The organism is Nocardia sp. NPDC024068 (assembly GCF_040638875.1).
In the GTDB taxonomy this organism is placed as follows: domain Bacteria; phylum Actinomycetota; class Actinomycetes; order Mycobacteriales; family Mycobacteriaceae; genus Nocardia.
Genome location: NZ_JBEZYU010000001.1, coordinates 117750 through 143400, shown reverse-complemented (window position 1 = coordinate 143400; position 25651 = coordinate 117750). Strand labels below are relative to the sequence as shown.

At 66.0% G+C, this 25651-nt stretch carries 27 protein-coding genes and 2 pseudogenes; 14 read left to right on the top strand and 15 right to left on the bottom strand.

Annotated features, from left to right (window positions below):
* Positions 1-125: 125 nt before the first annotated feature.
* The 3 genes from AB0F41_RS00720 to AB0F41_RS00710 are packed head-to-tail and all read right to left on the bottom strand — an operon-like array spanning position 126 to position 3345.
* Positions 126-998 carry a sugar phosphate isomerase/epimerase family protein gene (locus AB0F41_RS00720; RefSeq protein WP_357420528.1) on the bottom strand — a complete coding sequence of 291 codons (873 nt, stop codon included), beginning with the start codon at positions 996-998 and terminating at the stop codon, positions 126-128.
* Positions 995-2185, bottom strand: coding sequence for a dihydrodipicolinate synthase family protein (locus AB0F41_RS00715; RefSeq protein WP_357420527.1), 1191 nt, complete (start codon positions 2183-2185; stop codon positions 995-997). Before AB0F41_RS00715 ends, AB0F41_RS00720 begins: the two co-directional genes overlap by 4 nt.
* Entirely contained in the window at positions 2182-3345 is a 1164-nt protein-coding gene (locus AB0F41_RS00710; protein WP_357420526.1) for a Gfo/Idh/MocA family oxidoreductase, read from the bottom strand. Before AB0F41_RS00710 ends, AB0F41_RS00715 begins: the two co-directional genes overlap by 4 nt.
* A gap of 173 nt (positions 3346-3518) precedes the next feature.
* Here AB0F41_RS00710 and AB0F41_RS00705 point away from each other — a divergent pair, with 173 nt between their 5' ends.
* The 4 genes from AB0F41_RS00705 (at position 3519) to AB0F41_RS00690 (ending at position 7463) form a co-directional block, all read left to right on the top strand.
* Positions 3519-4550 carry a LacI family DNA-binding transcriptional regulator gene (locus AB0F41_RS00705; protein ID WP_357420524.1) on the top strand — a complete coding sequence of 344 codons (1032 nt, stop codon included), beginning with the start codon at positions 3519-3521 and terminating at the stop codon, positions 4548-4550.
* Between the two features lie 135 nt (positions 4551-4685).
* Positions 4686-5558 carry an ABC transporter permease gene (locus AB0F41_RS00700; RefSeq protein ID WP_357420522.1) on the top strand — a complete coding sequence of 291 codons (873 nt, stop codon included), beginning with the start codon at positions 4686-4688 and terminating at the stop codon, positions 5556-5558.
* A 43-nt stretch (positions 5559-5601) separates the two neighbouring features.
* Entirely contained in the window at positions 5602-6642 is a 1041-nt protein-coding gene (locus AB0F41_RS00695) for an ABC transporter substrate-binding protein (protein WP_357420520.1), read from the top strand.
* 17 nt (positions 6643-6659) lie between these two features.
* Positions 6660-7463: an ABC transporter ATP-binding protein gene (locus AB0F41_RS00690; protein WP_357420518.1), complete on the top strand. Its 804-nt coding sequence runs from the start codon at positions 6660-6662 to the stop codon at positions 7461-7463.
* 82 nt (positions 7464-7545) lie between these two features.
* Here the strand turns inward: AB0F41_RS00690 and AB0F41_RS00685 are convergent, their stop codons facing one another.
* Positions 7546-8073: a MarR family transcriptional regulator gene (locus AB0F41_RS00685; RefSeq protein WP_357420516.1), complete on the bottom strand. Its 528-nt coding sequence runs from the start codon at positions 8071-8073 to the stop codon at positions 7546-7548.
* 165 nt (positions 8074-8238) lie between these two features.
* Here AB0F41_RS00685 and AB0F41_RS00680 point away from each other — a divergent pair, with 165 nt between their 5' ends.
* Together AB0F41_RS00680 and AB0F41_RS00675 are read left to right on the top strand one after the other, a co-directional pair.
* Positions 8239-8583: a DUF1801 domain-containing protein gene (locus AB0F41_RS00680; protein WP_357420515.1), complete on the top strand. Its 345-nt coding sequence runs from the start codon at positions 8239-8241 to the stop codon at positions 8581-8583.
* Positions 8584-8823: 240 nt separating this feature from the next.
* A complete protein-coding gene (locus AB0F41_RS00675) occupies positions 8824-10356 on the top strand; it encodes an FAD-dependent oxidoreductase (RefSeq protein WP_357420513.1) in 1533 nt (510 codons plus the stop codon).
* 193 nt (positions 10357-10549) lie between these two features.
* Here the strand turns inward: AB0F41_RS00675 and AB0F41_RS00670 are convergent.
* Positions 10550-10843, bottom strand: a pseudogene (locus AB0F41_RS00670) (SDR family NAD(P)-dependent oxidoreductase); the annotation flags it as partial.
* A gap of 181 nt (positions 10844-11024) precedes the next feature.
* Between AB0F41_RS00670 and AB0F41_RS00665 the strand changes: the two are divergent.
* Positions 11025-11267: a CsbD family protein gene (locus AB0F41_RS00665; RefSeq protein ID WP_357420511.1), complete on the top strand. Its 243-nt coding sequence runs from the start codon at positions 11025-11027 to the stop codon at positions 11265-11267.
* A 260-nt stretch (positions 11268-11527) separates the two neighbouring features.
* Positions 11528-11773 (top strand): DUF6480 family protein, encoded by a 246-nt coding sequence (locus AB0F41_RS00660; protein ID WP_357420510.1) that lies wholly within the window; start codon positions 11528-11530, stop codon positions 11771-11773.
* A 45-nt stretch (positions 11774-11818) separates the two neighbouring features.
* Here AB0F41_RS00660 and AB0F41_RS00655 read toward each other — a convergent pair whose 3' ends face one another.
* Positions 11819-12430: an NAD(P)H-dependent oxidoreductase gene (locus AB0F41_RS00655; RefSeq protein WP_357420509.1), complete on the bottom strand. Its 612-nt coding sequence runs from the start codon at positions 12428-12430 to the stop codon at positions 11819-11821.
* A gap of 191 nt (positions 12431-12621) precedes the next feature.
* On the opposite strand from AB0F41_RS00655, the gene AB0F41_RS00650 reads away from it, so the two are divergent.
* Genes AB0F41_RS00650 through AB0F41_RS00640 form a run of 3 tightly spaced genes read left to right on the top strand, consistent with a single transcriptional unit; the run spans position 12622 to position 14671 of the window.
* Positions 12622-13011 carry a Clp protease N-terminal domain-containing protein gene (locus tag AB0F41_RS00650; protein WP_357420508.1) on the top strand — a complete coding sequence of 130 codons (390 nt, stop codon included), beginning with the start codon at positions 12622-12624 and terminating at the stop codon, positions 13009-13011.
* Positions 13012-13030: 19 nt separating this feature from the next.
* Positions 13031-13435 carry a hypothetical protein gene (locus AB0F41_RS00645; protein WP_357420507.1) on the top strand — a complete coding sequence of 135 codons (405 nt, stop codon included), beginning with the start codon at positions 13031-13033 and terminating at the stop codon, positions 13433-13435.
* Positions 13436-13474: 39 nt separating this feature from the next.
* Complete coding sequence (locus AB0F41_RS00640) at positions 13475-14671, top strand: alcohol dehydrogenase catalytic domain-containing protein (RefSeq protein ID WP_357420505.1); 1197 nt, start codon at positions 13475-13477, stop codon at positions 14669-14671.
* Between the two features lie 126 nt (positions 14672-14797).
* Here AB0F41_RS00640 and AB0F41_RS00635 read toward each other — a convergent pair whose 3' ends face one another.
* Both AB0F41_RS00635 and AB0F41_RS00630 read right to left on the bottom strand, forming a co-directional pair.
* Complete coding sequence (locus tag AB0F41_RS00635) at positions 14798-15232, bottom strand: hypothetical protein (RefSeq protein ID WP_357420971.1); 435 nt, start codon at positions 15230-15232, stop codon at positions 14798-14800.
* A gap of 174 nt (positions 15233-15406) precedes the next feature.
* Positions 15407-15583, bottom strand: a pseudogene (locus tag AB0F41_RS00630) (DNA ligase); the annotation flags it as partial.
* Positions 15584-15746: 163 nt separating this feature from the next.
* Here AB0F41_RS00630 and AB0F41_RS00625 point away from each other — a divergent pair.
* Positions 15747-15977, top strand: coding sequence for a hypothetical protein (locus tag AB0F41_RS00625; RefSeq protein ID WP_357420503.1), 231 nt, complete (start codon positions 15747-15749; stop codon positions 15975-15977).
* 5 nt (positions 15978-15982) lie between these two features.
* Complete coding sequence (locus AB0F41_RS00620) at positions 15983-16216, top strand: hypothetical protein (protein ID WP_357420501.1); 234 nt, start codon at positions 15983-15985, stop codon at positions 16214-16216.
* A 425-nt stretch (positions 16217-16641) separates the two neighbouring features.
* On the opposite strand, the gene AB0F41_RS00615 is transcribed toward AB0F41_RS00620, so the two are convergent.
* On the bottom strand, positions 16642-16803 hold the full coding sequence (locus tag AB0F41_RS00615) for a hypothetical protein (protein WP_357420499.1): 162 nt from the start codon (positions 16801-16803) through the stop codon (positions 16642-16644).
* Between the two features lie 41 nt (positions 16804-16844).
* The gene (locus AB0F41_RS00610; RefSeq protein WP_357420497.1) at positions 16845-18626 is read right to left on the bottom strand and encodes a thiamine pyrophosphate-requiring protein; all 1782 of its coding nucleotides are present in this window, start codon (positions 18624-18626) and stop codon (positions 16845-16847) included.
* 136 nt (positions 18627-18762) lie between these two features.
* On the opposite strand from AB0F41_RS00610, the gene AB0F41_RS00605 reads away from it, so the two are divergent.
* On the top strand, positions 18763-19041 hold the full coding sequence (locus tag AB0F41_RS00605; RefSeq protein WP_357420496.1) for a hypothetical protein: 279 nt from the start codon (positions 18763-18765) through the stop codon (positions 19039-19041).
* Between the two features lie 22 nt (positions 19042-19063).
* Here the strand turns inward: AB0F41_RS00605 and AB0F41_RS00600 are convergent, their stop codons facing one another.
* From AB0F41_RS00600 to AB0F41_RS00580, 5 genes are all read right to left on the bottom strand, one after another.
* On the bottom strand, positions 19064-20290 hold the full coding sequence (locus AB0F41_RS00600; protein WP_357420494.1) for a cytochrome P450: 1227 nt from the start codon (positions 20288-20290) through the stop codon (positions 19064-19066).
* 19 nt (positions 20291-20309) lie between these two features.
* Complete coding sequence (locus tag AB0F41_RS00595) at positions 20310-21350, bottom strand: radical SAM protein (protein ID WP_357420492.1); 1041 nt, start codon at positions 21348-21350, stop codon at positions 20310-20312.
* A gap of 498 nt (positions 21351-21848) precedes the next feature.
* A complete protein-coding gene (locus AB0F41_RS00590; RefSeq protein WP_357420491.1) occupies positions 21849-23108 on the bottom strand; it encodes a cytochrome P450 in 1260 nt (419 codons plus the stop codon).
* Positions 23109-23526: 418 nt separating this feature from the next.
* On the bottom strand, positions 23527-24552 hold the full coding sequence (corA, locus tag AB0F41_RS00585; protein ID WP_357420489.1) for a magnesium/cobalt transporter CorA: 1026 nt from the start codon (positions 24550-24552) through the stop codon (positions 23527-23529).
* A gap of 195 nt (positions 24553-24747) precedes the next feature.
* Positions 24748-25590, bottom strand: coding sequence for a helix-turn-helix transcriptional regulator (locus AB0F41_RS00580; RefSeq protein WP_357420487.1), 843 nt, complete (start codon positions 25588-25590; stop codon positions 24748-24750).
* Between the last annotated feature and the right edge of the window lie 61 nt (positions 25591-25651).

Genomic DNA, 25651 nt, shown 5'->3' with positions numbered 1-25651 from the left:
CTCCGGCAGGGCCACTGCCGCGACGAACAGGCCGCCGGACCGGACCGCCGCGCCGGCGGCGGCGAATGCTGCCGGGTAGCCGGCGAGGCCGTTGCTCAGGACGGCCGCGGCCTGCCGGGCCCGGCTCAGTCCAGAAGTGAGGGAAGGACCAGATCACGGTAGCGCTGCTTCATCGTCGCGAGCACCTCGTGGCCGTCGCCGGCCCATACCGCGGCATTGAAGATTTCGACCTCGACGTCGCCGCGGTAACCGGCCGTGCGAACCCATCGGCCGATGGTCGCGAAGTCGATGACCCCGTCGCCCATCATGCCCCGCGACAGCAACGGATCGGCGGTCATCGGGTTCAACCAGTCGCACACCTGATACGAGCTGATCCGCCCGGACGCGCCGGCCTGTGCGATCTGTTCTTCCAGTGCGGGATCCCACCAGATGTGGAAGGTGTCGACCACGACACCCACGGTCTCCGCGGGATACGGCTGCGCCATCGACAACGCCTGTGCCAGTGTCGAAATCACCGCACGGTCGGCGCAGAACATCGGATGCAGCGGTTCGAGGGCAAGCCGGACACCGCGCTCGGCCGCATACGGGACGAGCAGAGCGAGCCGCTCGTCCACCCGCGCCCGCGCGGCGGCGAGGTTCCGGTCCGGCATACCGCCCACCACCATCACCAGTTCCCGCGTGGCCAGTGTCGCCGCATCGTCGATGGCGCGGCGGTTGTCGTCGAGTGCCGCCTGCCCGTCGCCCGGCTCGGTCAGGAAGCCGCCGCGGCAGAGACTGGAGACCCGCAACCCCGCATCGGTGACGATCTTCGCCGCGGCCGCGGCCCCGATTTCGTCGACCCGATCGCGCCACAGTCCGATCGCTCCGAGCCCCGCACGGGCAGCCCCGTCCACCGCCTCGGCGAGGGTCCACCTTTTCGTCGTCGCGGTGTTCAGCGACAGCGACCGGTACGGGTCGGCCAGATCGTACGGCTTTTCCGCTGCCGCAACCGATGTCATGATCCAATTCCGTTCAGTTCGAGGTAGATCCGCATCCGGTGCGCGGCCAGTTCCGGGTCCGACAGCAGGCCGGCCTTATCCGCGAGCCGGAACAATTCGGCCATATGGGGTACGGATCGGCCCGTGGACAGCCCTGCCACCATCGAGAAGCCGGGTTGTTTGTTGTTGAGCCACGACAGGAACGCGATACCCGTTTTGTAGTAATAGGTCGGCGCCGCGAAAATATGACGCCCGAGTTCCTCTGTGGCGCACAGGATCGCCGAGGCGCGGGTCGTATTACCGTTGTCGAGTTCCTGTAGCGCGGTGGAGGCGGCCGGGTAGATCGCCGCGAAGATTCCCAGCAGCGCGTCCGAATGCCCGTGCTCGTCACCGATGACCAGCTCGGGATAGTTGAAATCGTCGCCTGTATACAGCCGGACCCCGTCGGGCAGCGCGCGCCGCAATGCTATTTCGTGCGCCGCGTCGAGCAGGGAGACCTTGACGCCGTCGACTTTCGCTCTGTTGTTCTCGATGAGCGTGCGGAAGGTCTCGGTCGCGGTATCGATATCGGCGCTGCCCCAATATCCGTACAGCGCGGGATCGAACATGGTGCCGAGCCAGTGCAGGATCACCGGCCGATCCACACCGGCCAGCAATCTCTCGTAGACGTAGCGGTAGTCGGCGGCCGAATCGGCGATACGTACGAGTGCCCGCGAGGCCATCAGGATCACCTGCGCTCCGGCGTCGGTCACCACGTCGATCTGCTCGCGATAGGCATCGACGATCCTGTCGAGTCCGGCCGGGCCGGCGGGGAGGCCGGCGAGGTCGAGCTGATCGGTTCCGGCGCCACAGGCGAGTCTGCCGCCGACAGCCGCCGCCTCGGCGCCGGAGCGCCGGATCAATTCCGCCGTCGCTTTCCAGTCGAGACCCATTCCGCGCTGTGCGGTGTCCATGGCATCGGCGACACCGAGCCCGTAGGACCACAGTTCGCGGCGGTAGGCCAACGTCGCGTCCCAGTCGACGGTTGCGGGCGCACCCGGTGTGTTGTCCGCCGTCGCAGCGGGAATCACATGTGCGGCCGCGAAAGCCACGCGCGAGGTGATCGGCCGCGTCGGCCGGGTCCACGCGCCCGGCGCGCCGAGAACGTAGGGTTCGAGCCTGCCGTCGATGGGCAGCACGACCGACACACCCGTGGACGTCGGGTTCACAGCGTGACCTCCGGGATCTCGATGCGGCGGCCTTCGGCGGAGCTGCGCAGTCCCAGTTCGGCCAGCTGGACGCCGCGCGCGGCGGAGAGCATCCCGTATCGGTGCGGCCGTTCGTTCACCACGTCGGTGAGGAACTCCTCCCACTGCAACTTGAAGCCGTTGTCCAGATCCGCGTTCGCGGGCACCTCCAGCCATTGGTCACGGAACGGCTCGGTGACCGGGAGGTCCGGGTTCCAGACCGGCTTGGGCGTATGCGAGCGATGCTGCGCCACGCAGGTGCGCAAACCGGCGACGGCGGAGCCGTGTGTTCCGTCGATCTGGAATTCGACGAGCTCATCGCGGTACACGCGCACTGCCCACGACGAGTTGATCTGTGCGATAACGCCGTTCGCCATCTCGAAGATCCCGTAGGCGGCATCGTCGGCGGTGGCCGGATACGGCGTGCCCTGTTCGTCCCATCGAGTGGGGATATGGGTGGTCGCCTTCGCGGTCACCGCCTCGACCGTGCCGAGTAGGCCCTCGAGCACGTAGTTCCAGTGACAGAACATATCGACGACGATGCCGCCGCCGTCTTCGGCCCGGTAGTTCCAGCTGGGCCGCTGGGCGGGCTGGCCGTCGCCCTCGAAAACCCAGTAGCCGAATTCGCCGCGCAGCGAGAGGATCCGGCCGAAGAATCCTTCGTCGACGAGCCTGCGCAACTTCACCAGGCCGGGCAGATAGAGCTTGTCGTGCACGACCCCCGCGGTGACGCCGGCGTTCGCGGCCACTCTGGCGAGTTCGACGGCCTCGGCCAGGGTCTCGGCGGTCGGCTTTTCGGTGAAGACGTGCTTACCCGCTTTCATCGCCGCCGCGAGGGCCTCGGCGCGACGGGACGTGACCTGCGCGTCGAAGTAGATATCGACGGACGGATCGGCGATAACGGCGGCGGCGTCGGTGCTCCATTCGGCGATGCCGTGTTGTTCGGCCAGTTCGGCGAGCTTCGCGGCATTGCGGCCGACCAGGATCGGTTCCACCAGAACACGGGTGCCGTCCGCGAGCAGCAATCCACCGCCGTCGCGAATCGGCAGGATCGATCGCATCAGGTGCTGGCGGTAGCCCATGCGACCGGTGACGCCGTTCATGGCGATGCGGAGCGTGCGCGGGGGAGTGGAATCGGGCATGGGAATGTGCCTCTTCTGATTTGCGTGGCCGACGACCGCAGAACGGGTCGTGGACGGTGCGGAGGGAACCGCACTTCTCGAGTGGACAAGTCAGCGTCGGAATGCGCTTTCCAAGCTATGCTAGTCGCGAAGTCCGGTCAACCCCGCGTACCGAGAGAACGAGGCACGAATCCATGGCGGCTGTGAGATTGCAAGACGTCGCGACCCGGGCGGGCGTATCCCTGGCGACCGCGTCTCGCGTGCTCAACGGCTCGTCACGGGTTCCCGGCGAAGGCGTCGCCGATCGGGTCCGCGCCGCCGCCGCCGAATTGGGGTATGTGGCGAATGCCCAGGCCCAGGCCCTCGCGCGGTCCTCGACCGGACTCATCGGGCTCGTCGTGCACGATATCGCCGACCCCTACTTCTCCTCGATCGTGCAGGGCGTCCAGACGGCGGCGCGCCGGGCGGGCAAGCTCGTCCTGCTGGCCAGCACGCAGCGCGATTTCGATATCGAACGCGAATCCGTGAGTACCTTCATCTCGCACCGCGCCGATGCGATCATCCTGGCGGGTTCACGTCAGAGCGGGGATCTCGACCGCGATCTGGAGAAGGAATGCGCGCGGTATCTGGACAACAGCGGCAAGGTTGTCGTGATCGGGCAGCCGCTGCCCTTCGGGGCCGCGGTCGAACCGGAAAACCATGCCGCATCAGCGCAATTGGCGTACGCGCTCCTCGAGCAGGGCCACCGGGATTTCGCCGTCATCGGCGGGCCGGGCAATATCCGGACCGCTGTGGACCGGCGCAACGGCTTCGTCGAAGCTCTCGCGACTCACGGCGTGACACCGCTGGTGGAGATCGCGGGGGACTTCTCTCGCGACGGTGGCTTCAGCGCCGCCCGCCGCCTTTCCGCCGCGTTGGAGCTGCGTCCCGGACCGGCCGGCGACGTCGTGCCCTGCGTATTCGCCGTGAGCGACGTGATGGCGATCGGGGCGATCGCGGCGTGGCGTGAACTCGGCCTCGCGGTGCCCGGTGATGTCTGCGTCGCCGGGTTCGACGATATCCCGACGCTGCGTGACCATGTGCCCGGACTGTCGACGGTAGCGCTGTCGCTGGTCGACATCGGAGAGCGCGCCGTCGCGCTCGCGCTCGACGACTCCGCAACGACCTCGCATATCCACGAATTCGTGCCCGGCCGGGTGATTCTTCGCGAGAGCAGCCTTTTGTAATCGCTCTGACCTGCGGAGATTAGAAACTCTTGACAGTGTGGGTCCGGTCACACTAGCCTCGGTTCAAGCTTCGGAAAGCGCATTCCCGGCGGGTGCAGTGCGAACCCCGCTCCACTACTAGCTTTAGGACTCCAGATGGCGGTAGTCACGTCCGTCGAGGCCAGTTCCTCCGCACCGAAAGCGACGAAACCCGTCCGCACTCGGCGCCGGAAGCTCCCATCTCTCTCCACCCTGTGGTCGACCATGTGGCGGCCGCTCGCCCTGGTGGCGGTGCTCGTTGTCGCATGGTGGGCCGTCACCGAGTTCGAGTTCGTCGAGCCCTATATCCTGCCGTCGCCGGCGGATACCTGGCGCACCGCCGCCGACAACTCGGCGTACCTGCTCGAGAACACCTGGGTGACGACCTACGAAACGGTGGTCGGCTTCGTTATCGCCGCGGTGATCGGCGAGGCCGTCGCGCTGATGATGATCTACTCACGCGGTATCGAGCGAACGATGTACCCGCTCATCCTCTTCGCGCAGGTCATACCCAAGATCGCGATCGCACCGCTGTTCATCGTCTGGCTCGGTTTCGGTACCAGCCCCAAGATCCTCGTCGCCGTACTGATGGCATTCTTCCCGATCGTCATCTCCGGTATGGCCGGGCTGCGCTCGGTGGATCCCGAGATCCTCGAGCTCACCTCGACCATGGGGGCGAGCAATTGGAAAACGTTCGTGAAGGTGCGTTTTCCCGCATCACTGCCACAGTTGATGTCCGGTCTCAAGATCGCCGCCACCCTTGCGGTCACCGGCGCCGTCGTCGGCGAATTCGTCGGCGCGAACGAGGGGCTCGGCTATGTGATCCTGCAGGCCAACGGAAATATCGACACGGCGATGCTGTTCGCCGCCCTCATCATCATGTCCCTGCTGGGCATCATTCTGTTCGCGATCATCGAAATCGCCGAGCAGTTCCTCATCCCATGGCACGCCTCCCGTCGATCCACGGCCTCGGTCGTCGGCGCGGCATGAGCACGTCGAACAACCGTTTTAGCGCCACAGCTGGAGAACTCGCATGAAATTCGGAATTCGCACACTCACGACGATCGGCGCCGCCGCGGTGGCCTCGGTCCTGGTATTGACCGGTTGCGGAGGCGGCGGCACCGCCGCGAAGGATCCCGGCACCGACGGGCAGACCACCGCCGTATCGCTGATGCTCAACTGGTACCCCTACGGCGAGCACGCCCCGTTCTATTACGGAGTGCAAGAAGGCATATTCGCCAAGCACGGAATAGATCTGAAGATTTCGGCCGGCCAGGGCTCGACCAAAACCGCGCAGGCCACCGGTTCGAAACAGACCGACTTCGGCTGGGCCGATACCCCGGCTGTTCTCGGCAATATCGACAAGGGCGTCAAGATCAAGAGCGTCGGCGTCTTCCTACAGACCACGCCGTCGGCAGTGCAGGTATTCGCCGATTCGAATATCCGGACCCCGGCCGATCTGGCGGGTAAGACCATTGCCGTCTCCGCGGGTGACGCGCCGACGACGACTTTCCCGGTCTATCTCGACAAGGCGGGCGTTCCGGCGGATCAGGTGACCCAGCAGAGTCTCGACTCGGCGGGCAAGATGTCGGCGATGCTCTCGGGCCGCGTCGACGGGCTCATCGGATTCGCGCACGACCAGGGTCCCACCATCGCGAACAAGAGCGGTAAGGAGGTCCGCTACCTGCGCTATTCGGATCAGGGCCTGAGTTTCTTCAGCAATGGCCTGATCGCGAATCAGGCCACCATCGAATCCTCGCCCGAACTGGTGCAGGCCATGGTCGATGCGACCAGCGAGGCCTTCGCCGCCGCGGTCGCGAAACCGGAGGCCGCGGTCGCCGCGATGGAAGGCAAGGATCCGCAACTGCCGCCGCAGCAGGTACTGCTCCAGCAGTGGCAGCAGACCATCCCGCTGCTCAGCACACCGGAGACCGCGGGTAAGGCGCCGGGCACCAATTCCGAAGCCGATTGGCGCGCCACCGTCGATGTCCTCAGCGGCGCGAAACTCCTCGACAAGGCCGAGGACCCGGCCAAGTACTGGGATTCGCAGTTCACACCCACCAGCAAGCCGTGACCAGAGCAGGTGACGATATGAGCACATCCACCGACACCATCGCCCGCACCGATACCGCGGTCGCGGTAGCCGACCTGACCGTACGGTTCTCGTCCACCCGAGGCGAGGTGACCGCACTCCGGGATGTCGACCTGCAGGTTCGTCGAGGCGAATTCGTTTCGATCGTCGGTCCGTCCGGCTGCGGTAAATCGACACTGCTGAAGGTCGTCGCCGGCCTCACCGATCCGAGCGGGGGCAGCGTCGAACTCGGCGGCGCCCCCGTGCGTGGGCCGCAGCGCAATATCGGCTACGTATTCCAGCGCGCCGCACTGCTGGAATGGCGGACCGTCCGCAAGAACATCCTGCTCCAGGCCGAGATGCGCGGTATTAGCAAACGGGCGGCCGCGGCCGAATGCGCGCGTCTGATCGAGATGACCGGACTCGAGGGATTCGAGAACGCCCTGCCGCACGAACTCTCCGGCGGCATGCAGCAACGGGTCTCGCTGTGCCGGGCCCTGCTGCACCAACCGGAGGTGCTGCTGATGGACGAGCCGTTCGGTGCGCTCGACGCGCTCACCAGGGAGCGGATGAACGTCGAGCTGCATCGGATCTGGCGGGAAACGGGCACGACGGTACTGCTGGTCACCCATTCGGTGGCCGAGGCCGTCTACCTCGCCAACCGGGTGGTCGTGATGAGCCCGCGGCCGGGCCGGATCATCGAATTGCTCGACGTCGACCTGCCCGCGCACCGGAATTACGCCACGACGATGGAGGCGCCGGAATTCATGACGGTCGCCAACCGGGTCCGGGATCTGCTCGGCGCGGTGGCGCAAGCGGACTGATATCCCCGCCGGCCCGCCGCCGGGAAAGTCGACCGCGCCGCAGCTGCACTTCGGCGCGGTCGACTCGCCGGTCCGGGCCGGTTTACTCGCTGTCCGGATGGTCGGGGGATTCGAGCGTGTGCAGCAGAGTTCGTAAGAGGTCTTCGAGGGCGGCCTGCCCCGGTCGGGGGAGTGCGGACAGTAGTCGCGTGACGTTGGCGGTATGCGCGGTCATCGCCTCGTCCACCGTGGTGTAGCCCTTTTCGGTCAGCCGGATGTGGAAACTGCGCCGGTCATTGGGGTCGAGTGTGCGTTCGACCAGGCCCGATGCCACCAATCGATCGATCCGGTTGGTCATTCCCGCTCTCGTGAGCAGCAGCGCGGCCGAGAGCTGTGACGGGATGAGTGTGTACGGCCGGCCGGCCCGGCGCAAAGTCGCCAGGACATCGAATTCGCCTGGCTGCAGCCCGAATTCGGTGAAAACTCGCTCCTGGGCCGGGCGGAGGAGAAGAGCCGCCCGGCCCAGGCGGCCGACCAGTCCGATCGCGGTCAGGTCCAGATCCGGGCGTTCACGCGCCCACGCTGCGACGACGGCGTCGATGGAGTCGCGTTCGGGGGTGTTCTCACTCATGCTCCCATCCTATTCGATGCTTGATAGTTAGACATCTAACTATCAAGTGTGTGATCATCGTCGCATGCGGTCATCCGACCCGCGGTCTGGGGCGCCGGCGCGTTCCGCTCGGCCCGGTCAGGCGATCCGCGAGACCTGATCGCCATCGAATCCCAGGAGGGCACCATGGCCGACGAAGTCACTCGCTACATCGACAAATTGCCGCCGTGGCAGAGCGATATCTGCCGGCAACTGCGTGCGATGATCCGCACGACGATCCCCACCGTCGATGAGCAGATCCAGTACGGAAAACCGCACTTCCTGAAGAACGGCAGACATGCCGCGGTGATCCACGCCGGGAAGAACAAGGTGTCGTTCATGCTGTTCAATGCCGCCGAGGTCGACGCAGTCAAAGGAGTGCTCAGGTCGATGGGCAACGGGGAACGAAAGACCGTCGATATCGTCGAAGGCCAAGATATCGACTATGACCTGCTCGCCGACTTCTTGGCAAAGGCGAGCAGCGGCCTCTGAGCGCGCGGCCGGGTGCCGGGCGATCGAGAACACCCCCAGCACCCGCGGGATGCGGATCTCACCGGGGTCCCGATGCATCCGGGCCTCGACGAACTGTGCGCCGAAAGAGTGCAGCGCGAATACGCCGCGTCCGTGGCGAGGTCCGCAACCCGCCGGTACGTCGGGTGACCTGGTGGTAACGCAACGGCGGCGGCGCGGACGGACACGTGTCGGCGGCCCGGTCCGGGGTAGCCGGGCGCTATGAACTCACCGATCGGAGTGCCCGAGTCCTACTGGATGCAATCGACCGAGCAGACATCGTATCCACGGGTGACCGGCGATATCGATGCCGATGTCGCCGTGATCGGCGGTGGTATCGCCGGTCTCTGCTGTGCCTGGGAGATCGCCGGCACCGGCCGGTCGGTCACGGTCCTCGAGGCGGACCGGATCGTCAGCGGAACGACGGGATACACGACTGCCAAGGTGAGCGCGCAGCACACCCTGGTCTACGACTCGTTGCGGTCGTCCTTCGACGCCGAGACGGCCGGCATGTACGCCCGATCCCAGCAGGACGCCGTCGAGCATCTGGTACGAACGGCCGCGGACCTGGGCATCGACTGCGAACTGGAACGGGCACCGGCCTACACCTACGTCACCGCGCCGGAGGGTGTCGATCAGATCCGTGCGGAGGCCGCCGCCGCCACCGAGGCGGGACTTTCCGCGTCGCTGGTCACCGAGACCGGGCTGCCGTTCGAGGTGGCGGCGGCGATCCGCGTGGAGGGCCAGGTGCAGTTCCATCCCCGGCGCTATCTGCTCGCCTTGGCCGCGGAGTTGACCCGGCGCGGTGGCCGGATTTTCGAACGCACCCGGGTGCTCGGGCTGGACGAGGGAGATCCCTGCCGATTGTCGACCGAAGACGGCGCGACTGTACGGGCCCGTGATGTGGTGATCGCGACGCACTATCCGGTGTTCGACCGGGCGCTGCTGTTCACCCGGCTACAGCCGCGGCGAGAACTGGCCGTCGCCGGCCCACTGAGCGCCGACGCCGACCCTTCCGGGATGTACATCACCCCGGAAGAGAACACACGTTCGGTGCGTACCGCGCCGTACCGTGACGGCCGCAGACTGCTCATCGTCACCGGTGAACATCTACGGCCGGGCACAGCATCGACGGTGGACCGGTTCGACCGGCTCGCCACCTGGGCGCGCGAGCACTTCCCGGTGGACTCGATCGACTACCACTGGGGTGCTCAGGACAACACGACCTCCGACGATCTGCCCTATATCGGGCGCTTCCATCCCGGTGCGCGACATGTCTACGTCTCGACCGGATTCGGTGGCTGGGGTATGACCCACGGGATCGCGGGTGGCCGGATCCTGGCCGCCGAACTGGCCGGAGACCCACTGCCGTGGGCGAGAATCTACGATCCGCGTCGGCTCCACCCGGTCGTCGAGAGTGGCAGTCTGTTGAAGTCCGGCCTGGACGTCGGCCGCCACCTCATCGGCGATCGCCTCGCTCCGAGCACCTTCCGGGACTCCTCCGACGACCTCGCACCCGGCAGCGGAGCCGTGATGCGCAGGTCGGGCCAGCGCTGCGCGGTGTACCGGGACGAGGCCGGACGGCTGCACACCGTTTCCGCGGTCTGCACCCACCTCGGTTGCCTGGTCGCGTTCAACGACGCCGAAACCAGCTGGGATTGTCCGTGCCACGGGTCGCGCTTCGATATCGACGGCAAGGTACTGGAAGGACCCGCCACCACACCGCTGCGGCCGGTCGAGACGGGCGAAGACTGATCTCGCCTCGCGGCCTCGACCGGCGCCTCAGTCGCTACCCGGAGGGTGCAGGTGGAAGATATGCCACGGCGAGGTCGGCCCACGTCGGGGCGCGATGGTGTAGACCCGGCGGCCGTCGATGGTTTGGCCGGTGATGTGGTGGCTGCGGCGCATGCGGCGTGGTGGCCGGGACCGTTTCGCCTCTTGATGGAGGCGGGCTGGACAGATCGCCCGCGACAGTGACCGCACGCCGGCCCGCGTCGTCCACCAGTTCGGCCACTTCCCGCGCGTCGTCGTGTTCGTCGAGGTAGGAGATCAACACATCGGCGCCCTCACGGGCGAAGGCGATGGCCACCGCGCGGCCGATACCGCTGTCCCCGCCTGTGATCACCGCCGTCTTTCCGGTCAGCTTCCCGGTGCCGCGGTAGCTGGTCTCACCGCAGTCGGGTACCGGGTCCATCCGTGACTGGACGCCGGGAACATCCTGCTGTTGTTCGGGAAAACCCACCTGGCCGGCTCCTTTCTCCTCTAATCGGAACTGGCGCACTACCCCCGGCGATGGCTGCCAATCCGGCCGGTCGCGGCGTGCTCGGGCGACCGGCGGGCCTTTTCGGCTCGGATTGAACCATCGGATCCCGGGTACGCGCCTCGTGTCCGCCCGAACAACCGAGCATTCGGAGGTAGATATCGTGGCCGATAAACAGTCTGGCCCGCGGGAAGGTCTGGAAGGTGCTGTCGAGGGCGTGAAGGGCAAAGCCAAGGAAGTCGGTGGCACGGTTCTGGGGAACGACGAACTGCGTGACGAAGGTGTCGCCCAGCAGGACAAGGGCGAATCGCAGCGTGAGGTCGCGCAGAAGGAAGCCGAAGCCGAGAAAGCGCGCTCCGAGGCCGATGTAAACGAGGCGCGGCAGCGTTCGCGACAGGGCCGGTAATACCGGTCGGCGTGCGGGGAACATACCCGAGCGGTATGTTCCCCGTCGGCGTGCGGACAGGGGTCCCGCGATGAGGAGAAGTCGTATCGGCTTGGTGGAGCGAGTCGTGTGTCGACGCGGTGCTGCTCCCCGAAACCGCACTACGTTCACGAGCGGTTCCAGCGAGCCCGTTGACGCCGCGGTGGGGACACGTGATGGGGCTGCGTGGGGAATGACCTCGACACCGGTGACCGCGCCAGGTGGAAGGAAGGTGTGATTCGATGGCCGACAATCCTGCACAGGATCCCGGTCCGGCCCGGGACCCCGACCTGGAACCCGGTGGTGGGGTGACACCGGGTGCCACACCGCCGGAGACCCCTCAGACCAGTGGTCTGTCCGCACCCGAACCGCGAACCAGTAATCGGTTTCCGCCGACCGGCACCCTCGCCATCATCCTGACCCTGTTGCTGGTCGCCCTGGTCGCGGCCGTGGCCGTGGGATTGGTGGTGGTGGCCGTCGGTGGCTGACCTCGCCTCCGTGGGGCGAGGCCGACTGCGCGGCCGGGCCCCGGTTCAGGTGTAGGCCGGGTAGGGCTGCGTGGTGAGCACGCGAGCCGCGTGGGCGGCATTGCGTGCCATGGTTGCGGTGGTGGTGGCCACCGCATCGGGGACGGCGGGAAGGTCTTTGTAGTCGGTGCCGCCCATCGCCTGATCATTCCAGTAGGTGCAGCCCTGGGCGGGGACCGTGTATCCCATATCGTTGAGGCCCTGGAAGAGATCGGCGACGATCTTGTGTGCTCCGTCCTCGTTGCCGACAACGGCGGCCGTGGCCACTTTGCCCACCATCCCCGGCCTGCCTTCGCCATCGGCCTCCGAGAGTTCGGCGTCGAGCCGCTCCAGGACGCGTTGCGCGATCGAGGACATATGCCCGAGCCAGGTCGGGGTGGCGATCAGCAGGATATCGGCGGCGATGATCTGCTCTCGGATGCGGGGCCATTCGTCTCCGTCGCCTTCGTCGGCGGTGATCCCGGGCGCGACGTCGTAGTCGGCCACGCGTACCACCGAGCCCTCGACACCGTGCCGGGCGAGTTCGTCGAGCACTTGGTGCGCGATCAGGTCACTGCTCGAGTCGGCGGGCGATTTCTTCAGTGTGCAGACCAGAGCGAGGGCGGTCGGTGCGGCCACAGTGAACCTCCTGGGCGTCGGGATGAACGATCTTGTGTGCGCCTACCCCGGAATCGTGTCCGCATACCCGCCGGAACGACCACAGGATCAGCGTTTAACGAACCGATTCCCGGGCACCTCGCGCAGCAGTGACCCTTGTGCGCGGCCGGGCCGCCATTCGCGCCACCTTGTCATCGTGAGAGGAGATGACCATGACGTTTTTCCCGCCGGACCAGGGGAGTACTCCGTTCGACCAGTTTCTGGCCCAGTTCTTCGGTGGGTACGGGCCGGCCCGCCGGGAGCGCTCGGTCGATCTGACCCGGCTACTCAGCCAACCGGCGCCTGATCTCCTGGTTCTCGCTGCCGAGCAGGCGGCGGCGTCGGGCCGGCAGCACCTCGACACCGAACACCTGCTGTGGGCGGCGACCCGCATCCCTACGATCGCAGACATTCTGCAGGGCGCCGGCATCGATGCCGGGGATATGGGCGGGCGGCTCGAACAAGGGATGACCACCGGAGCGACGGCCACGCCGGTCGGGTTGTCTCCCGGGGCGGAACGCGCACTGATCGACAGCCATCAGATCGCCCGGGAGTTGGCGTAGTCGAAGAAAGGATGAAGCGATGACCGAATCGGATGGATCCTACGAACCTCCTACGGAATCGTCCGAACCTGTCGAGACCGACCCCGTGGCCCTCAGCAGTGCGGAGGATCTCGACGAAGACCCCTTGCACGAAGATCCCCTCGAAAAAGGCATGGACCCGCCGGAGCATTGGTCCGGGGTGGACAAATACGGCATGACGACACGCGAACAGGCCGAGCCACGCGCACTGCGCGAGCGGCTTGCCGAAGAAGAACCCGATACGACCACGGAAACCGGAGATGACCCTCGGGATGTGCCCGACGACGAACGCTCTCGGCGACCCGCCGGGGACCTCGGGCCGGGACAGTACGAACAGGAGCTGGGTATCGCCGCCGATATACCCGGTGGCTCTGTTCCCGACCAGATCCAGGAGCCGCCCGACTGACCCGGTCGAGCCGCTGCGGTAACGGAAGAAAGGTACGTGATGAAGGCCGTGACATGGCAGGGCCGGCGCGAGGTCGGAGTCGAAACCGTACCCGATCCCCGGATCGAGGCAGGGACCGACGCGATCATCCGAGTGACCTCCTCGGGTATATGCGGTTCCGACCTGCATCTGTACGAAGTGCTCGGCGCGTATATGAGTAGGGGCGATGTGCTGGGCCACGAGCCGATGGGCATTGTCGAAGCGGTCGGAAGCGCGGTGAAAACCCTGCGCGAAGGCGACCGGGTCGTCGTACCGTTCCAGATCAGTTGCGGCGCCTGCTATATGTGCGATCAGGGCCTGCCGACCCAGTGCGAGACGACGCAGGTGACCGGACAAGGCAGCGGTGCGGCGCTTTTCGGCTACTCCAAGCTCTACGGGCAGGTGCCGGGTGGGCAGGCGGAATACCTGCGCGTCCCGTACGCCGACGCCACCCACATCAAGGTGCCGCACGGGCCCGAAGACCAGCGATTTCTGTATCTGTCGGATGTGTTGCCCACCGCCTGGCAGGCGGTGGAGTACGCAGCTGTGCCCGCCGGCGGATCGGTCACCGTGCTCGGGCTGGGGCCGATCGGCGATATGGCGTGCCGGGTCGCTGCCCACCGGGGCTTCCGGGTGATCGGTGTCGACCTGGTCGGCGAAAGGCTGGCACGAGTCGCGGCCCGGGGGATCGAGACCGTCGACCTCACCGAGGTGGGGGACGGGCTGGGCGACGCCATCCGCGACCGGACCGACGGCCGGGGAACCGATGCGGTGATCGATGCCGTCGGGATGGAAGCACACGGGTCACCGCTCGGTTCCATCGCGCAACGTTCGGTCACGTACCTGCCCGATGCGGTGGCCGAAAAACTCAGCGACACCGCCGCCATCGATCGGCTGACGGCCTTCCGTAGCGCGATCGACATCGTCCGCCGCGGCGGAACGATATCGCTTATCGGCGTGTACGGGGGAATGGTCGATCCGCTCCCGATGCGGATCTTGTTCGATAAGCAGATCCAGCTGCGTATGGGTCAGGCCAACGTCACCCGGTGGGTCGACGACATCATGCCGCTACTGCGTGACGACGACCCGCTCGGTGTGGATTCCTTTGCCACACATCGGCGTCCGCTCGCCGCCGCCCCGGACGCGTACAAGATGTTCCAGCAGAAGTCGGACGGGGCCGTCAAAGTTGTCCTCGATCCCACGGAACAGCTCGTGTAGTCGTCGCCGGATCCGGTCCGGCCGCACTCCATCGGCGAGTGCGGCCGGTTCAGGAAGAGGTGCCGCGCAGTCCGGACGCCGGGAACAGCACCCGGTCGGGGTGGGTTATCTCTACCTCGGTACGGGTCATCGGTGTGTCTCCCTCACAACGTCCTCGGCGGCCTTGTCGGTGCGCAGACGCAGACCGGTGTAGCGAGGGTGGCGCAATTTGCTGTCGCGGGTCCACTCGGTGAAACCCACCTGGGCTACCAGTTCCGGATGCACCCAGTGGACATCGGTCTCGCGGACCTTTCCCCGGGATCGGGACCTCGACTGCGCGGCGAGCGCCTCGACGAGTTCGGGATAGGTGGTATCGAGCGATCGCCTGTTGCGTGAGAGCAGTCGTACCCGGTCGCCGTCGCGGAAGGCCAAGCAGCGCTCTCCATCGAATTTGCGTTCGAAGATCCAGTCCGGGTCGTCGAACCGCTGGTCGGTCAGGGTCGCCAGCGTCGGTGACCGCCAGTCGGGCACCGCCTCGTCTCGCAGCGCGGTACGCAGGTCGTCGGGTAGCCGTATCGTCATGACAGGTCGTCCGGAGTGCGTCCGGACAACACCGACTCCGGCCGGGTGCGCACCGGGTTCCGCCGGGCGTCGGCGCCCTCCCCGGTGCGTTTGACGAGGAGCCAGGTCTCGTCGTCGCCGGTCGGCCATCCGCTTGTCCTTCGGATCGGTGGAGGGTCCCTTCGGCACCGCCCAGGACACGAGTACGCCGTCGATCTCGATCCGGAAGTCGTAATGGTCGGTGCTCGCCGCATGGTGCTGGATCACGAACCGCGGCGCGCCCCGTGCGCGCCCCTGTTTCCGTGGTTGCCGCCCGCGTGGCTCGGGGCTGTGGCCGGACGGGCGCTTGTTGCGGTACTCCTCCAGGCTCATATCCGGGCTGGACCCGCCCACGGGAACTGAAACCCGGCGGCCGATCGCCGACCGCGCGTGATGACCGGAGGGATATGTGTTTCTCCGGGCTCGACCCGGGTAGGCCGCTCACTGACGGCGGACCGCCGTCAGTGGAACAACCCGTTCAGGAGGTGCGGAGACCATGGCAATCGAACAGGAGACCGGGCAGGTCACCGGCACGAAGGACAAGGACTACAACCTGCTCTGGTTCGCCGAGAACTGCCTGAGCAATGCCTTGCGCATGGAGGTGTACAGCCAGGATGCCGAGCGGACCGGCGATAGTGAGCTCGCCGAATTCTTCAAGCGGGCCCAGGGCGAGAGCCGTAAGGGAGCCGAGCAGGCCAAGGCGCTGCTCGCTGCGCGATTGGCCTGATTGCCATGGCCGTCTGCGATACCTGCGGTAACGACTACGACAAGGCCTTCACCGTCAGCCGCGACGGGCGGTCCTGGACTTTCGACAGTTTCGAATGCGCCGCACATGAACTCGCGCCGATCTGCGGACACTGTAGCTGTCGAATCCTGGGCCACGGCGTGGAAGCGGACGGCCAGGTGTTCTGTTGTGCGCATTGCGCGGACAGGGCCGGTTACGCTTCGCTCGTCGATCGTGCCTGAGTGATGCGGCCGGTGCGACGGGTGCGGTTCCGGCACCGCGGCCGTCCAACGCCTGCCGAGGTCGGGCAACTCAGAAAGCTCGCGCGGCCTCGGGGGCGTATGGCCCGGGACGGAGTGGAACGGGTCCGCTGCTTTTTCACGAACGAGCCGACGACCTCTGCGGCCAACCGGCCATGCTGTACATATCGAGACCGTAGACGCCGACCGCACGTGACGTTTCCCATCGTTGTACTCACGCAACCATTCGACGAAATCGCGGACCACGTGGCTTCCCCGAGGAGTACGCACCGGGCGTCGCCCACGAAATCGAGTAGGGCTCCGTCGCACCGGCCGCCGGCCCGTGGTCCGTCGGCAGCACGCTGTCGGAGTCGCGGAAAACGCTCCTCGCCATACCGCCGCGCTACCCGGTCCGGGTACGGGGCCGGCTAGTCCATTCCGCTCGACCCGGTCGGTGTCGACTCGTCGGATTCGATGTCTTCGCCGACCGGGTGCTCGTCGGCATGCGTGGTTTCGGAGTGCTCGTCGGCGAAATCCGGCTCGTCCTGTAGCTCGGCCGCAGTCCTGGGATCGGGGTTCGGTGTGTTCATGCGGGTGCGGATACCCACGCGGCCGCGGTCCACGCAGCGGATCATGGACGGAACTCCTGGGCCTTGGTCTTCGCCCCCTGCACGATGAGATGCCATGCCTCCGGGTCGCCGCGCAGTACCGATTTGCCCATATCTTTGATCTGCTCGTAGGTGGCGTGGGGCGGGATCGGTGGCATCTCGGGATCGCAGCGCACGTCCAGCACCGTCGGGCCCTGAGTGGCCAGGGCTCGATCCCACATATCCGCGAGATCGTCGGGGTGGTCGACCGAGATGCCGTCGAGGCCCATCTCGTGGGCCAGGTCGGCGTAGGGCACGTCGGGCAGGCGCTGCGATTCCTCGAACTTGGGTGCTCCGCCCATGGCTCGAAGCTCCCAGGTGACCTGGTTGAGGTCGTTGTTGTGGAATACACAGATGATCAACCGCGGATCACTCCACAGGTGCCGATAGCGCGCGATGGTCATGAGCTCACCCAGGCCGTTCATCTGCATGGCGCCGTCGCCGACGAGGGCGATCGCCGGCCGGTCCGGGTGGGCGAATTTCGCGCCGATGGCGTAGGGAACGGCCGGTCCCATCGTGGCGAGTGTTCCCGAGAGTGATCCGCGCATCTCGCCCCGGAAGCGCAGGCAGCGGGCATACCAGTTCGTCGACGACCCCGAATCGGCGGTGACGATCGCGTTCTCGGGAATGCGTTCGGACAGTTCGGTGACCACCCGCATCGGATTGACCGGTTTCGCTTCCAGCGCCGCCTGCAGTCCGATGGTCTCCCACCAGCGGGCGATATTGTCCTCGATCGTGGTGCGCCAGGCGCGGTCGGTCTTGCGCTGGAGCAGCGGAATCAGTTGCCGCAGCGTGGCCCGGGCATCACCGACCAGGTTCACTTCGGTGGGGTAGCGCATTCCGATCGACGCCCCGTCGATATCGATCTGCACCGCGCGGGCCTGGTCGAATTCCGGCAGGAACTGTGAGTAGGGAAAGTTGGACCCGACGATCAGCAGAGTGTCGCAGTCCCGCATCATCTCGTAGCTGGGCCGGGTTCCGAGCAGGCCGATCGAGCCCGTGACGAAAGGCAGTTCATCGGAGAGCACGTCTTTGCCGAGTAGGGCTTTGGCGACCCCGGCGCCGGTGAGTTCCGCGATCTCGACGACTTCCTCCGCGGCCCCGCGTGCTCCTTGTCCGACGAGGATCGCTACGCGGGAACCGTGATCGAGTACCTCGGCTGCCCGTTCGATTTCCGATTCAGGCGGGGTCGCGGTGGTGTGCGGGCTGCTCGGCGGGCTCGACGGAACGTGTTTGAACTCGTGTTCGGGTGGTCGGTACGGCTCCTCCTGCAGGTCGGCGGGAATTATCACGACCGTCGGTGCGCGGCGCGTCATCGCGGTGCGAAATGCTCGGTCCAGCGCGTTGGGCAGCTGGCTCGCGACATTCACCTCGACCAGATAGTCGGAGGCGACGTCCTTGAACAAGGACTGCAGGTCCACCTCCTGCTGGTAGCTGCCGCCCATGGCGCTTCGTGCGGTCTGCCCGACGATCGCGACCACCGGAACGTGGTCGAGTTTCGCGTCGTAGAGGCCGTTGAGGAGGTGGATGGCACCCGGCCCCGAGGTGGCGGCACATACCCCCACCTGTCCGCTGAACTTGGCGTAACCGGTGGCCTGGAAAGCCGACATCTCCTCGTGGCGGGCTTGTACGAAGCGCGGTTGGTTATCCGCGCGACCGAAGGCGGCCACGAGGCCGTTGATCCCATCGCCCGGATAGCCGAAGACCTGCTCGACTCCCCATTCGCGTAGGCGTTGCAGTACATAGTCGGCGACCTGCAGCGACATGAGCCCTCCTGCGTCTCGGGTAGTGATACGCCGTTGCCGGCGTCCTACCCGGTCGATGCCGGTTCAACCACGCCTGCCGGCCGTGCGGGCCGGGTGGTGAGCCACCGCGTGGCCGGGCATACCGTGGCCTTCCGCGATGCCGGCCCGGCCTGGAGCGCGGGTATCCCGGAGTCGCGGTGATGGATTATCGGCCTGCCAGCTCGCCGGCGACCGTGGTGACGGCGTGCAGGCCCGCGGCGATGAGTGGGCGTTCGCGGCTGCCGCGGCGGGCGGCGGATATCTGCTCTATCAGAGCCGCGTCACCGGAACCGAGGACGCCCCCGACGGCCCGGATCAGGCCTCGCCCGTGCCGCCACCATCGCCACCGGACCGGGTGCTCGCCGTTGCCGGTGGGCTCGCCTTCGCACGGCAGTGAAACGTCGGCTACGTCATGACCATCAGGTGTCGACGACAACGGGCAACCGGCGCACGCCGTGGAGCGCGCGGGAATGCAGGGGGGAAATCTTTCCCGCGATGTGGGCGTTCGGATACCTTTCGAAGAAGCGTTGGACGGCGATTGCGGCTTCCGCGCGGGCCAGCGCGGCGCCGATGCAGAAATGGATCCCGGCACTGAAGGTGAGGTGGCGATGAGGTTCCCGGCGTCGCGGATCGAACAGGTCCGGGTCGGTGAAGACTTCCGGATCCCGATTCGCGGCGGCGAGGAGTAGCACGATCGGCGTTCCCGCGGTGATGGCACGATCGGCGAGCCGGGTATCGGTCTTGGCGACCCGGACGACGTACTGGACGGGGGTGTCGTAACGCAGGGATTCTTCGATCACCGGCGTGTAATCGCCGTCGGCCGGGCGGAGGTGGGGCTGCCGCAGCAGCATGTGGAGAGTGTTCCCGAGCAGGTGTGTCGTGGTGCCGAAACCGCCGACCAGGAGCATGCTGCACGTAGCGATGGCCTCACGCAGGGTCAGCTGTGCCGGGACCTGCTGCGCCAAACCGGCGATGAGCCCGGCACTCTGCGGGTCGACGTGGTCCAGACGATCCTTGAAGTACGCCGTCATCTCGGTGACGAGTGCACGGGAACGCTCCCGTTCCTGCGCTGTCCGGGCGCCGTCCAGTAACGAGGCGAGTACGTTTCCCCAGGCGGCGAAACGCGGGGCCTCCGTATCCGGTAGCCCCAGAATATGCGAGATCATCGCCATGGGAACGGCTTCGGCATAGTTCGTGATCAGATCGGTGACCCGGCCGCGTGGAAGCTCGTTCAGGCGGTGCTCGACAATCTTTTCGATCCGGGGCCCGAGGTCTGTGAGCTCGCGCCGGTGGAATGTGGGAGCTGCGAGGGATCGCAGCTCCGTGTGCCGGGGTGGTTCCAGCTTCAGGAAAGAGTCGTCGACCGGATGGACGAGCGTGGTGTCGCCGGTTGCATTGCGGCGCCGGGCCGACGCACCGATGGGCGCCGGCCCGAAATCGCTGCTGGTGAGCACCCGGTGGCTCAGGGCATGGGAGGCGGTGAACAGCAGACCGCGGCGGCTGGCGGCCAGTGCGCCTCGGGCGCGGACCTTCTCGTATTGCCGATGCCGGTTCGCCCCGGGGCGGGCCCAGAGGATCCGGGCCCCCGGGTCGCCCCGAAGGACATCCGAGAAGAGCCGCGCCTTCTCCAGAGATATTCGTGCCATGGTTGGGTGTCGCCCGACGCTATGCGCCGATAGCCGATTCGGCGGGTGTCTGCCGGGCGGGATGATAACTGGACCAGTAGTACTGGCGGTAGAAGTTCTCGGCCAATGTCACCCAGGTGTCCAGCTGTTCGAGATCGCCCAGGAAGCGATGCATATTGACCAGCAACCAACTCCACACGGCCTGACTGTCCCGGCAGTTGTCGCAGTCGCCGGTGGTGGCGCAGTACTGGACACTGTGATCGGTCCGATACGCGTTGAAGCGCCCGACAACCGGATGCCCCTCGACCATCCGCTCGGCATGTGCCGGGTGATCGTTGCTGATACTGGGGCAGGTCTCCGCGCCGAAGGTACCCCAATGCGTGCGGCCGGTGACCAGCGTGCGGTAGTAATAGGGGTGCCCGATAACGGTATCGGGATAGGTTTCGCGCATCCGGGTCATTTCCTGGATCGCGTGCTCTTCGTTACGTAGTCGCGCGGTGGGATCGGTGCCGTTGTCGCTGTAGTAACCGAAGTTGATCTGGTTGCCGTTGTTGGCGATGGCCTCGACAGTTTGCTCGAGGTACGGCATCCCGGCCTCGCTGAGCGTATAGACCCAGGTGGCCCGCGGGTCGTCGGCATAGATGCCCAGCGCTTTGCCGAACAACCCGCTGATCCGCCGGCCGTTGGGTCCGTGGCCACGCAACTCGTCGTCGACCGGTCCACCGCCCCACAGGGACACCGCGATGCCGACATCTTCCAGTCCGTCGTAGGGTATCGGCCGGGTCCCGTTCGTCACCACCTGGACATTCTGAATCGTCTCCGCGAACACTCGGACTCGATCGAGGACCAGTGCCGGTTCACCACCGATCAGCAGTGTGCTGGTGATCTTCTTGGTATCGCGCAGGTATTCGGCGAATGCGCGGATCGTGCCCAGGTCACGGATCTCGACGCTCTGCTTGTCCATATCGTGTTCGAAGAACCAGCAGCCCTTGCACCGCAGGTTGCAGGCATCGGTAACCCAGACCTCCACCGTTCGAATACCTCGGGCCACGTCGTTCACGCGCATCAAACGTTCGGCCAATGCCGGATCCTCTTGCGCGAGTTCGAATGCTCGGGTTAAAATGCGTTCCTTACTTGGCCTGACGTCCAGAAAAACTGGCTGAGCCACGACATCCTCCTCGGGGCGATGCGGCAAGGTGTGCGCTGCTAGATATCACCGGCGAGACGAACATGTCGACATTGACATTGTTGCCGATGCGTTGCCGAACCACTGGATCGGCGGGTGATTGGTGAGAATGCGGATACGGAACGGTCGTAGGGTACTGACCTCGTTAGCGCTAGAAACAATTCTAGAATAGTCCCGGCCACAGCGCGATCCCCCTGCGCTATCACTGGCGCTTTTTACGATACGCGCGAAGATGGCAGGACTTGTTCCGGCGCAACGGGATTCGGCGCGAAAATTCTACACAGTCATCTGCCTGGACTGTGGGGTGCTGTGTTCGCGAAGCTGTGGGGTGCCGTGTTCGCGAAAATGTGAATCACTCACAGTTCACCCGCAGGTTGCCGCAGCGCCGCGATGTCAGAGACCGAGGGGCGGTGAGGGCGGAAACATGACCGGCATCGCCGCGAGTGCGCGATGGAAAGGTCCTGGCCGCCAACGCAGTTGCTCGACCGGGCAGGCAAGCCGCATTTCGGGGAGCGCGTCGAGCAGCTGATCGATGGCGTTCTGGGCAATCATGTAGGCAACCGAACCGGCGGGGCAGGCATGCGGGCCCGAACCCCAGGCCACATGCGCGTTGTTGTCGGTGTATTGGCCCGAGTGGATCGCCGGATCGTTGTTGCAGGCCGACATGCCGATGACGACCGGCTGATCGGCGGGCAGCCATATCCCGTCGAGCATGATCGGCTGCCGCGGGTAGCTGAGGCAGTAATTCGCCATCGGCGGGTCGGTGTACAGCAGCTCGTTGAGTGCGTCCCGGGTTGTCGGAGCGGGATCGGGTGACGTACCGGTGAATCGGGGATCGGTGATCATGAGCAGCAGGGTGTTGACGGTCAGGTTGGTCAGCGGCTCGATTCCCGCCCCGTAGAGCACGGCCAGCTGGTGCACCATCTCCGAGTCCTCGAGCTGCGCCGGGTGGGCCAGCAGGCGGGAGGTGATATCGCGGCCGGGTTCGGCGCGTTTGAGCGCGACCAGCTCCAGGAGTGCTTCGTTGATCCTGGCGTCCGCATCGGTGGCGGCGGCGCCGCCTTCGAACATGGCGGCCATGCCGGCAGCGATGTGCTGCCCGAGATCCGGTGGGCAACCCAGCATGGCGTTGAGCACCTGGAAGGTCAGGGGGAAAGCGTATTGGCCGATGATCTCGGCTCCGCCGTCCATGCAGAAGTCGTTGATCAGCGGCGCGGCAATCGCTTCGACGTTCTGGTGCATGGAGAAGAGATCGACCCCGTCGAGGGCCGCTGTGATGGCCTGCCGGTAGCGGGCATGTTCCGTGCCCGTGCTGCGCATCACATTGGGGCGCCAGCCCATCATGGGCATGAGCGGGTGGTCGGCGGGAACGCTCTTCTCCCACGAACGCGCGTCGGCCGGAAAGTGCTCGGGATCATGGAAGATCCGGATCGCGGTGTGGTAGCCGATCACCAGGGTCGCCGGAATGCCGGGGGCCAGCTCCACCGGTGCGAGAGTTTTGTGCCGGCTACGCATCTGGGCGAAGACGCGATGCGGATCGGCGGCGTACTCCTCGGTGTACAGAGGAACGCGGGGGGTGGGATCGGTCTGACCGTTCCTGGAGTACGGGCATCCGGCGGTACCGGTTTCGGGCGACGGTATGGACTTGGTCAATGCCGGGAACTCCAATGACAGCAACAGCAACAGATCCGGGAATTTGTCCCATTCGGGACATCTCCTGTGTCGGAACAGTATTGGTGTGATGGATCGGCCGCAAGCGAGGGAGTAGTGCGATGGGCCACTACCGCCCCGAGTGGGAATGCGCCCGGGGCGATCGGCGAATGGCGCAAGGCCCCGGAAAGGGACAGTTGGATCGATGCCCAGCGGGTCGGCTCCAAGGTGCCTGGCCTGCATCAGAACCCGTGATGACCCGGTGTCGTGGTCGCCGGGCAGCCCGCACCATCCGGCCGTCCGTGAGGGCTTTCCCGCGTCGGTGCGCGAAATCAGAAGTTTTCGATGACACCTTTTTATATGTCACATTTCCGCCGAAATGCCGAACCTTTTCGGTGTCGACCGGCGACCATGCGGACTTCTACAGCCAGCCGTTGCGGCGAAACATCACGACCAGCCCGCCGCACGCCGCCACCATCACGGCCAGCACTGTCGGATAGCCCCAGGGCTGTTTGAGTTCGGGCATGTGTTCGAAGTTCATCCCGTAGATCCCGGCGAGCATGGTGGGCACAGCGGCCAGGGCGACCAGTGCGGAGATCTTGCGCATATCGGTGTTCTGCCGCACGGCGATACGGGCCAGAGTGGCGCTGATGAGCGCGGAGAGCGCATCGTCGAAATCGTGGACGCGTTCGGCGGCGGTGGTGTGATGGTCGGTGACATCACGCAGGTAGCGGCGCACCTCCTTGCCGAGACCGGACTCGGGCCGGGTGAGGACCTGCAGTGGTAGGTCCAGTGGCACCACCGCGCGGCGCAGCTCCACGATTTCGCGTTTGAGCTGATAGATCGATTCGATGGAAAGCTGGGAGCGGGGAGTGAACACTTCCTGCTCCATCTCCTCGACGTCGGCTTCGATCTCCCGCACGACCTCCAGGTAGGTGTCGACGACATGGTCGGCGATCGCGTGCAGCACCGCGCCGGGGCCCAGCCGCAGCCGTTCCGGATCGGCTTCCAGTTCCGCGCGAAGCGGCCGCAAGCCGGAATGCTCGCCGTGGCGGACCGCGACGACGAAATCGGCGCCGAGGAAGATCAGTATCTGTCCGGTGAGCACGATCTCGCTGACACTGTGCATATCGTGCTCGACGTAGGCCACGGTACGCAGCACGAACATCAGGGTGTCGTCGTAGCGCTCCAGCTTCGGGCGTTGATTTCCGGCCACGGCGTCTTCGACGGCCAGCCGATGCAACCCGAATACTTCGGCGACCTCGCCCATCTGATGGATATCGGGTTCGTGCAGACCCAGCCACACGAACCCACTGCTCTCGCTGTCGCGGACCTCGGCCAGCGCCTCTGCGAAGCCGAAACGCCCCGGCAGCCTGTGACCGTCGCGATAGATCCCGCAGTCCACCACCGCCCGGGCCACCGGCACCGGTATCCGTTTCAACGACACCCTCGGCTCGTCGCCGCGGTGACTCGACCCACTCAACACCCCCGCGAGCCTAGAAGCACCCGCACGGCTGCCCATCACTGGCCATCGTCATCGCCGCTCGGCTCCGCTGACCGATACGAGAACCGCACCGGCACTTCCCGATCCACGCCCGAAGCCAGGCCGCATGCGCGGCGGCCGAACCCTCCGCGCCCCGGGTCAGTAGCTGAATCGTTCGATGCCCGTGATACGCATGAGATCCAGCGCGCTGGCTTCCGGTGTGTCCGGCGGGGCGGAGTAGATGACGAAGGTTTGGCCGGTGTCCGGGACCAGAAGGGTGTCGCAGTCGAGAGTGAGCAGGCCGAACTCGGGGTGGTCGATCGTCGCGGTCGTGGCCCGGATCGAGCCGGACCTCCCGGCGCGCCACAGATCGTCGAACCGTGCACTGCCGGCCCGCAGCTCGGCGACGAGACGTACGAGATCCGGATCCTCGGGATACCGGGACTGCGCGGTACGGAGGCAACCCACACAGTGAGCGGCGGAGTCCTCCTCCTCCTCCGGCGTTCGTACGACCCGGTCGAGGCCCGTGCCGAGGAAACGCTGCCAGATGAGGTTGCGGTGCGCCGCCGGCCATTCGGAGAAGTCGCCGAGCAGAGCCGCAGCGAGAGGATTCCAGACCAGCACATCGGATTTGGCCGAAAGTACCAGCATGGGGCGGGCGGAGATCCGGTCCATCGTCCGGAGCACGCTGGAACCTACCAGCATCGGGACGTATCCCTCGTGCGGTGGTTCGCAGCCACTGAGCCGGAACACCAGATCACGGTCTTCATCGTTGACGCGCAATGCGCGGGTCAGCGCGCCGAGCACGTGCGCGGACGGTTTCGGCCCTCGCCCTTGTTCGAGCCGGACGATGTAGTCGACGCTGAGCCCTGCCAACTGCGCGACCTCTTCGCGCCGGAGTCCGGGAACCTGTCGCCGCTGTCCCGACGGCAGTCCGACATCACCGGGTTTGATCCGGGAACGCGCAGTACGCAGCACGGACGCGAGTTCGGCCCTGTTCATTCTTCTATCGTGCCCTGGGCGCCCGGCCGAGGGAATGGTACTGCCGGTCCCAGGGGCCGGC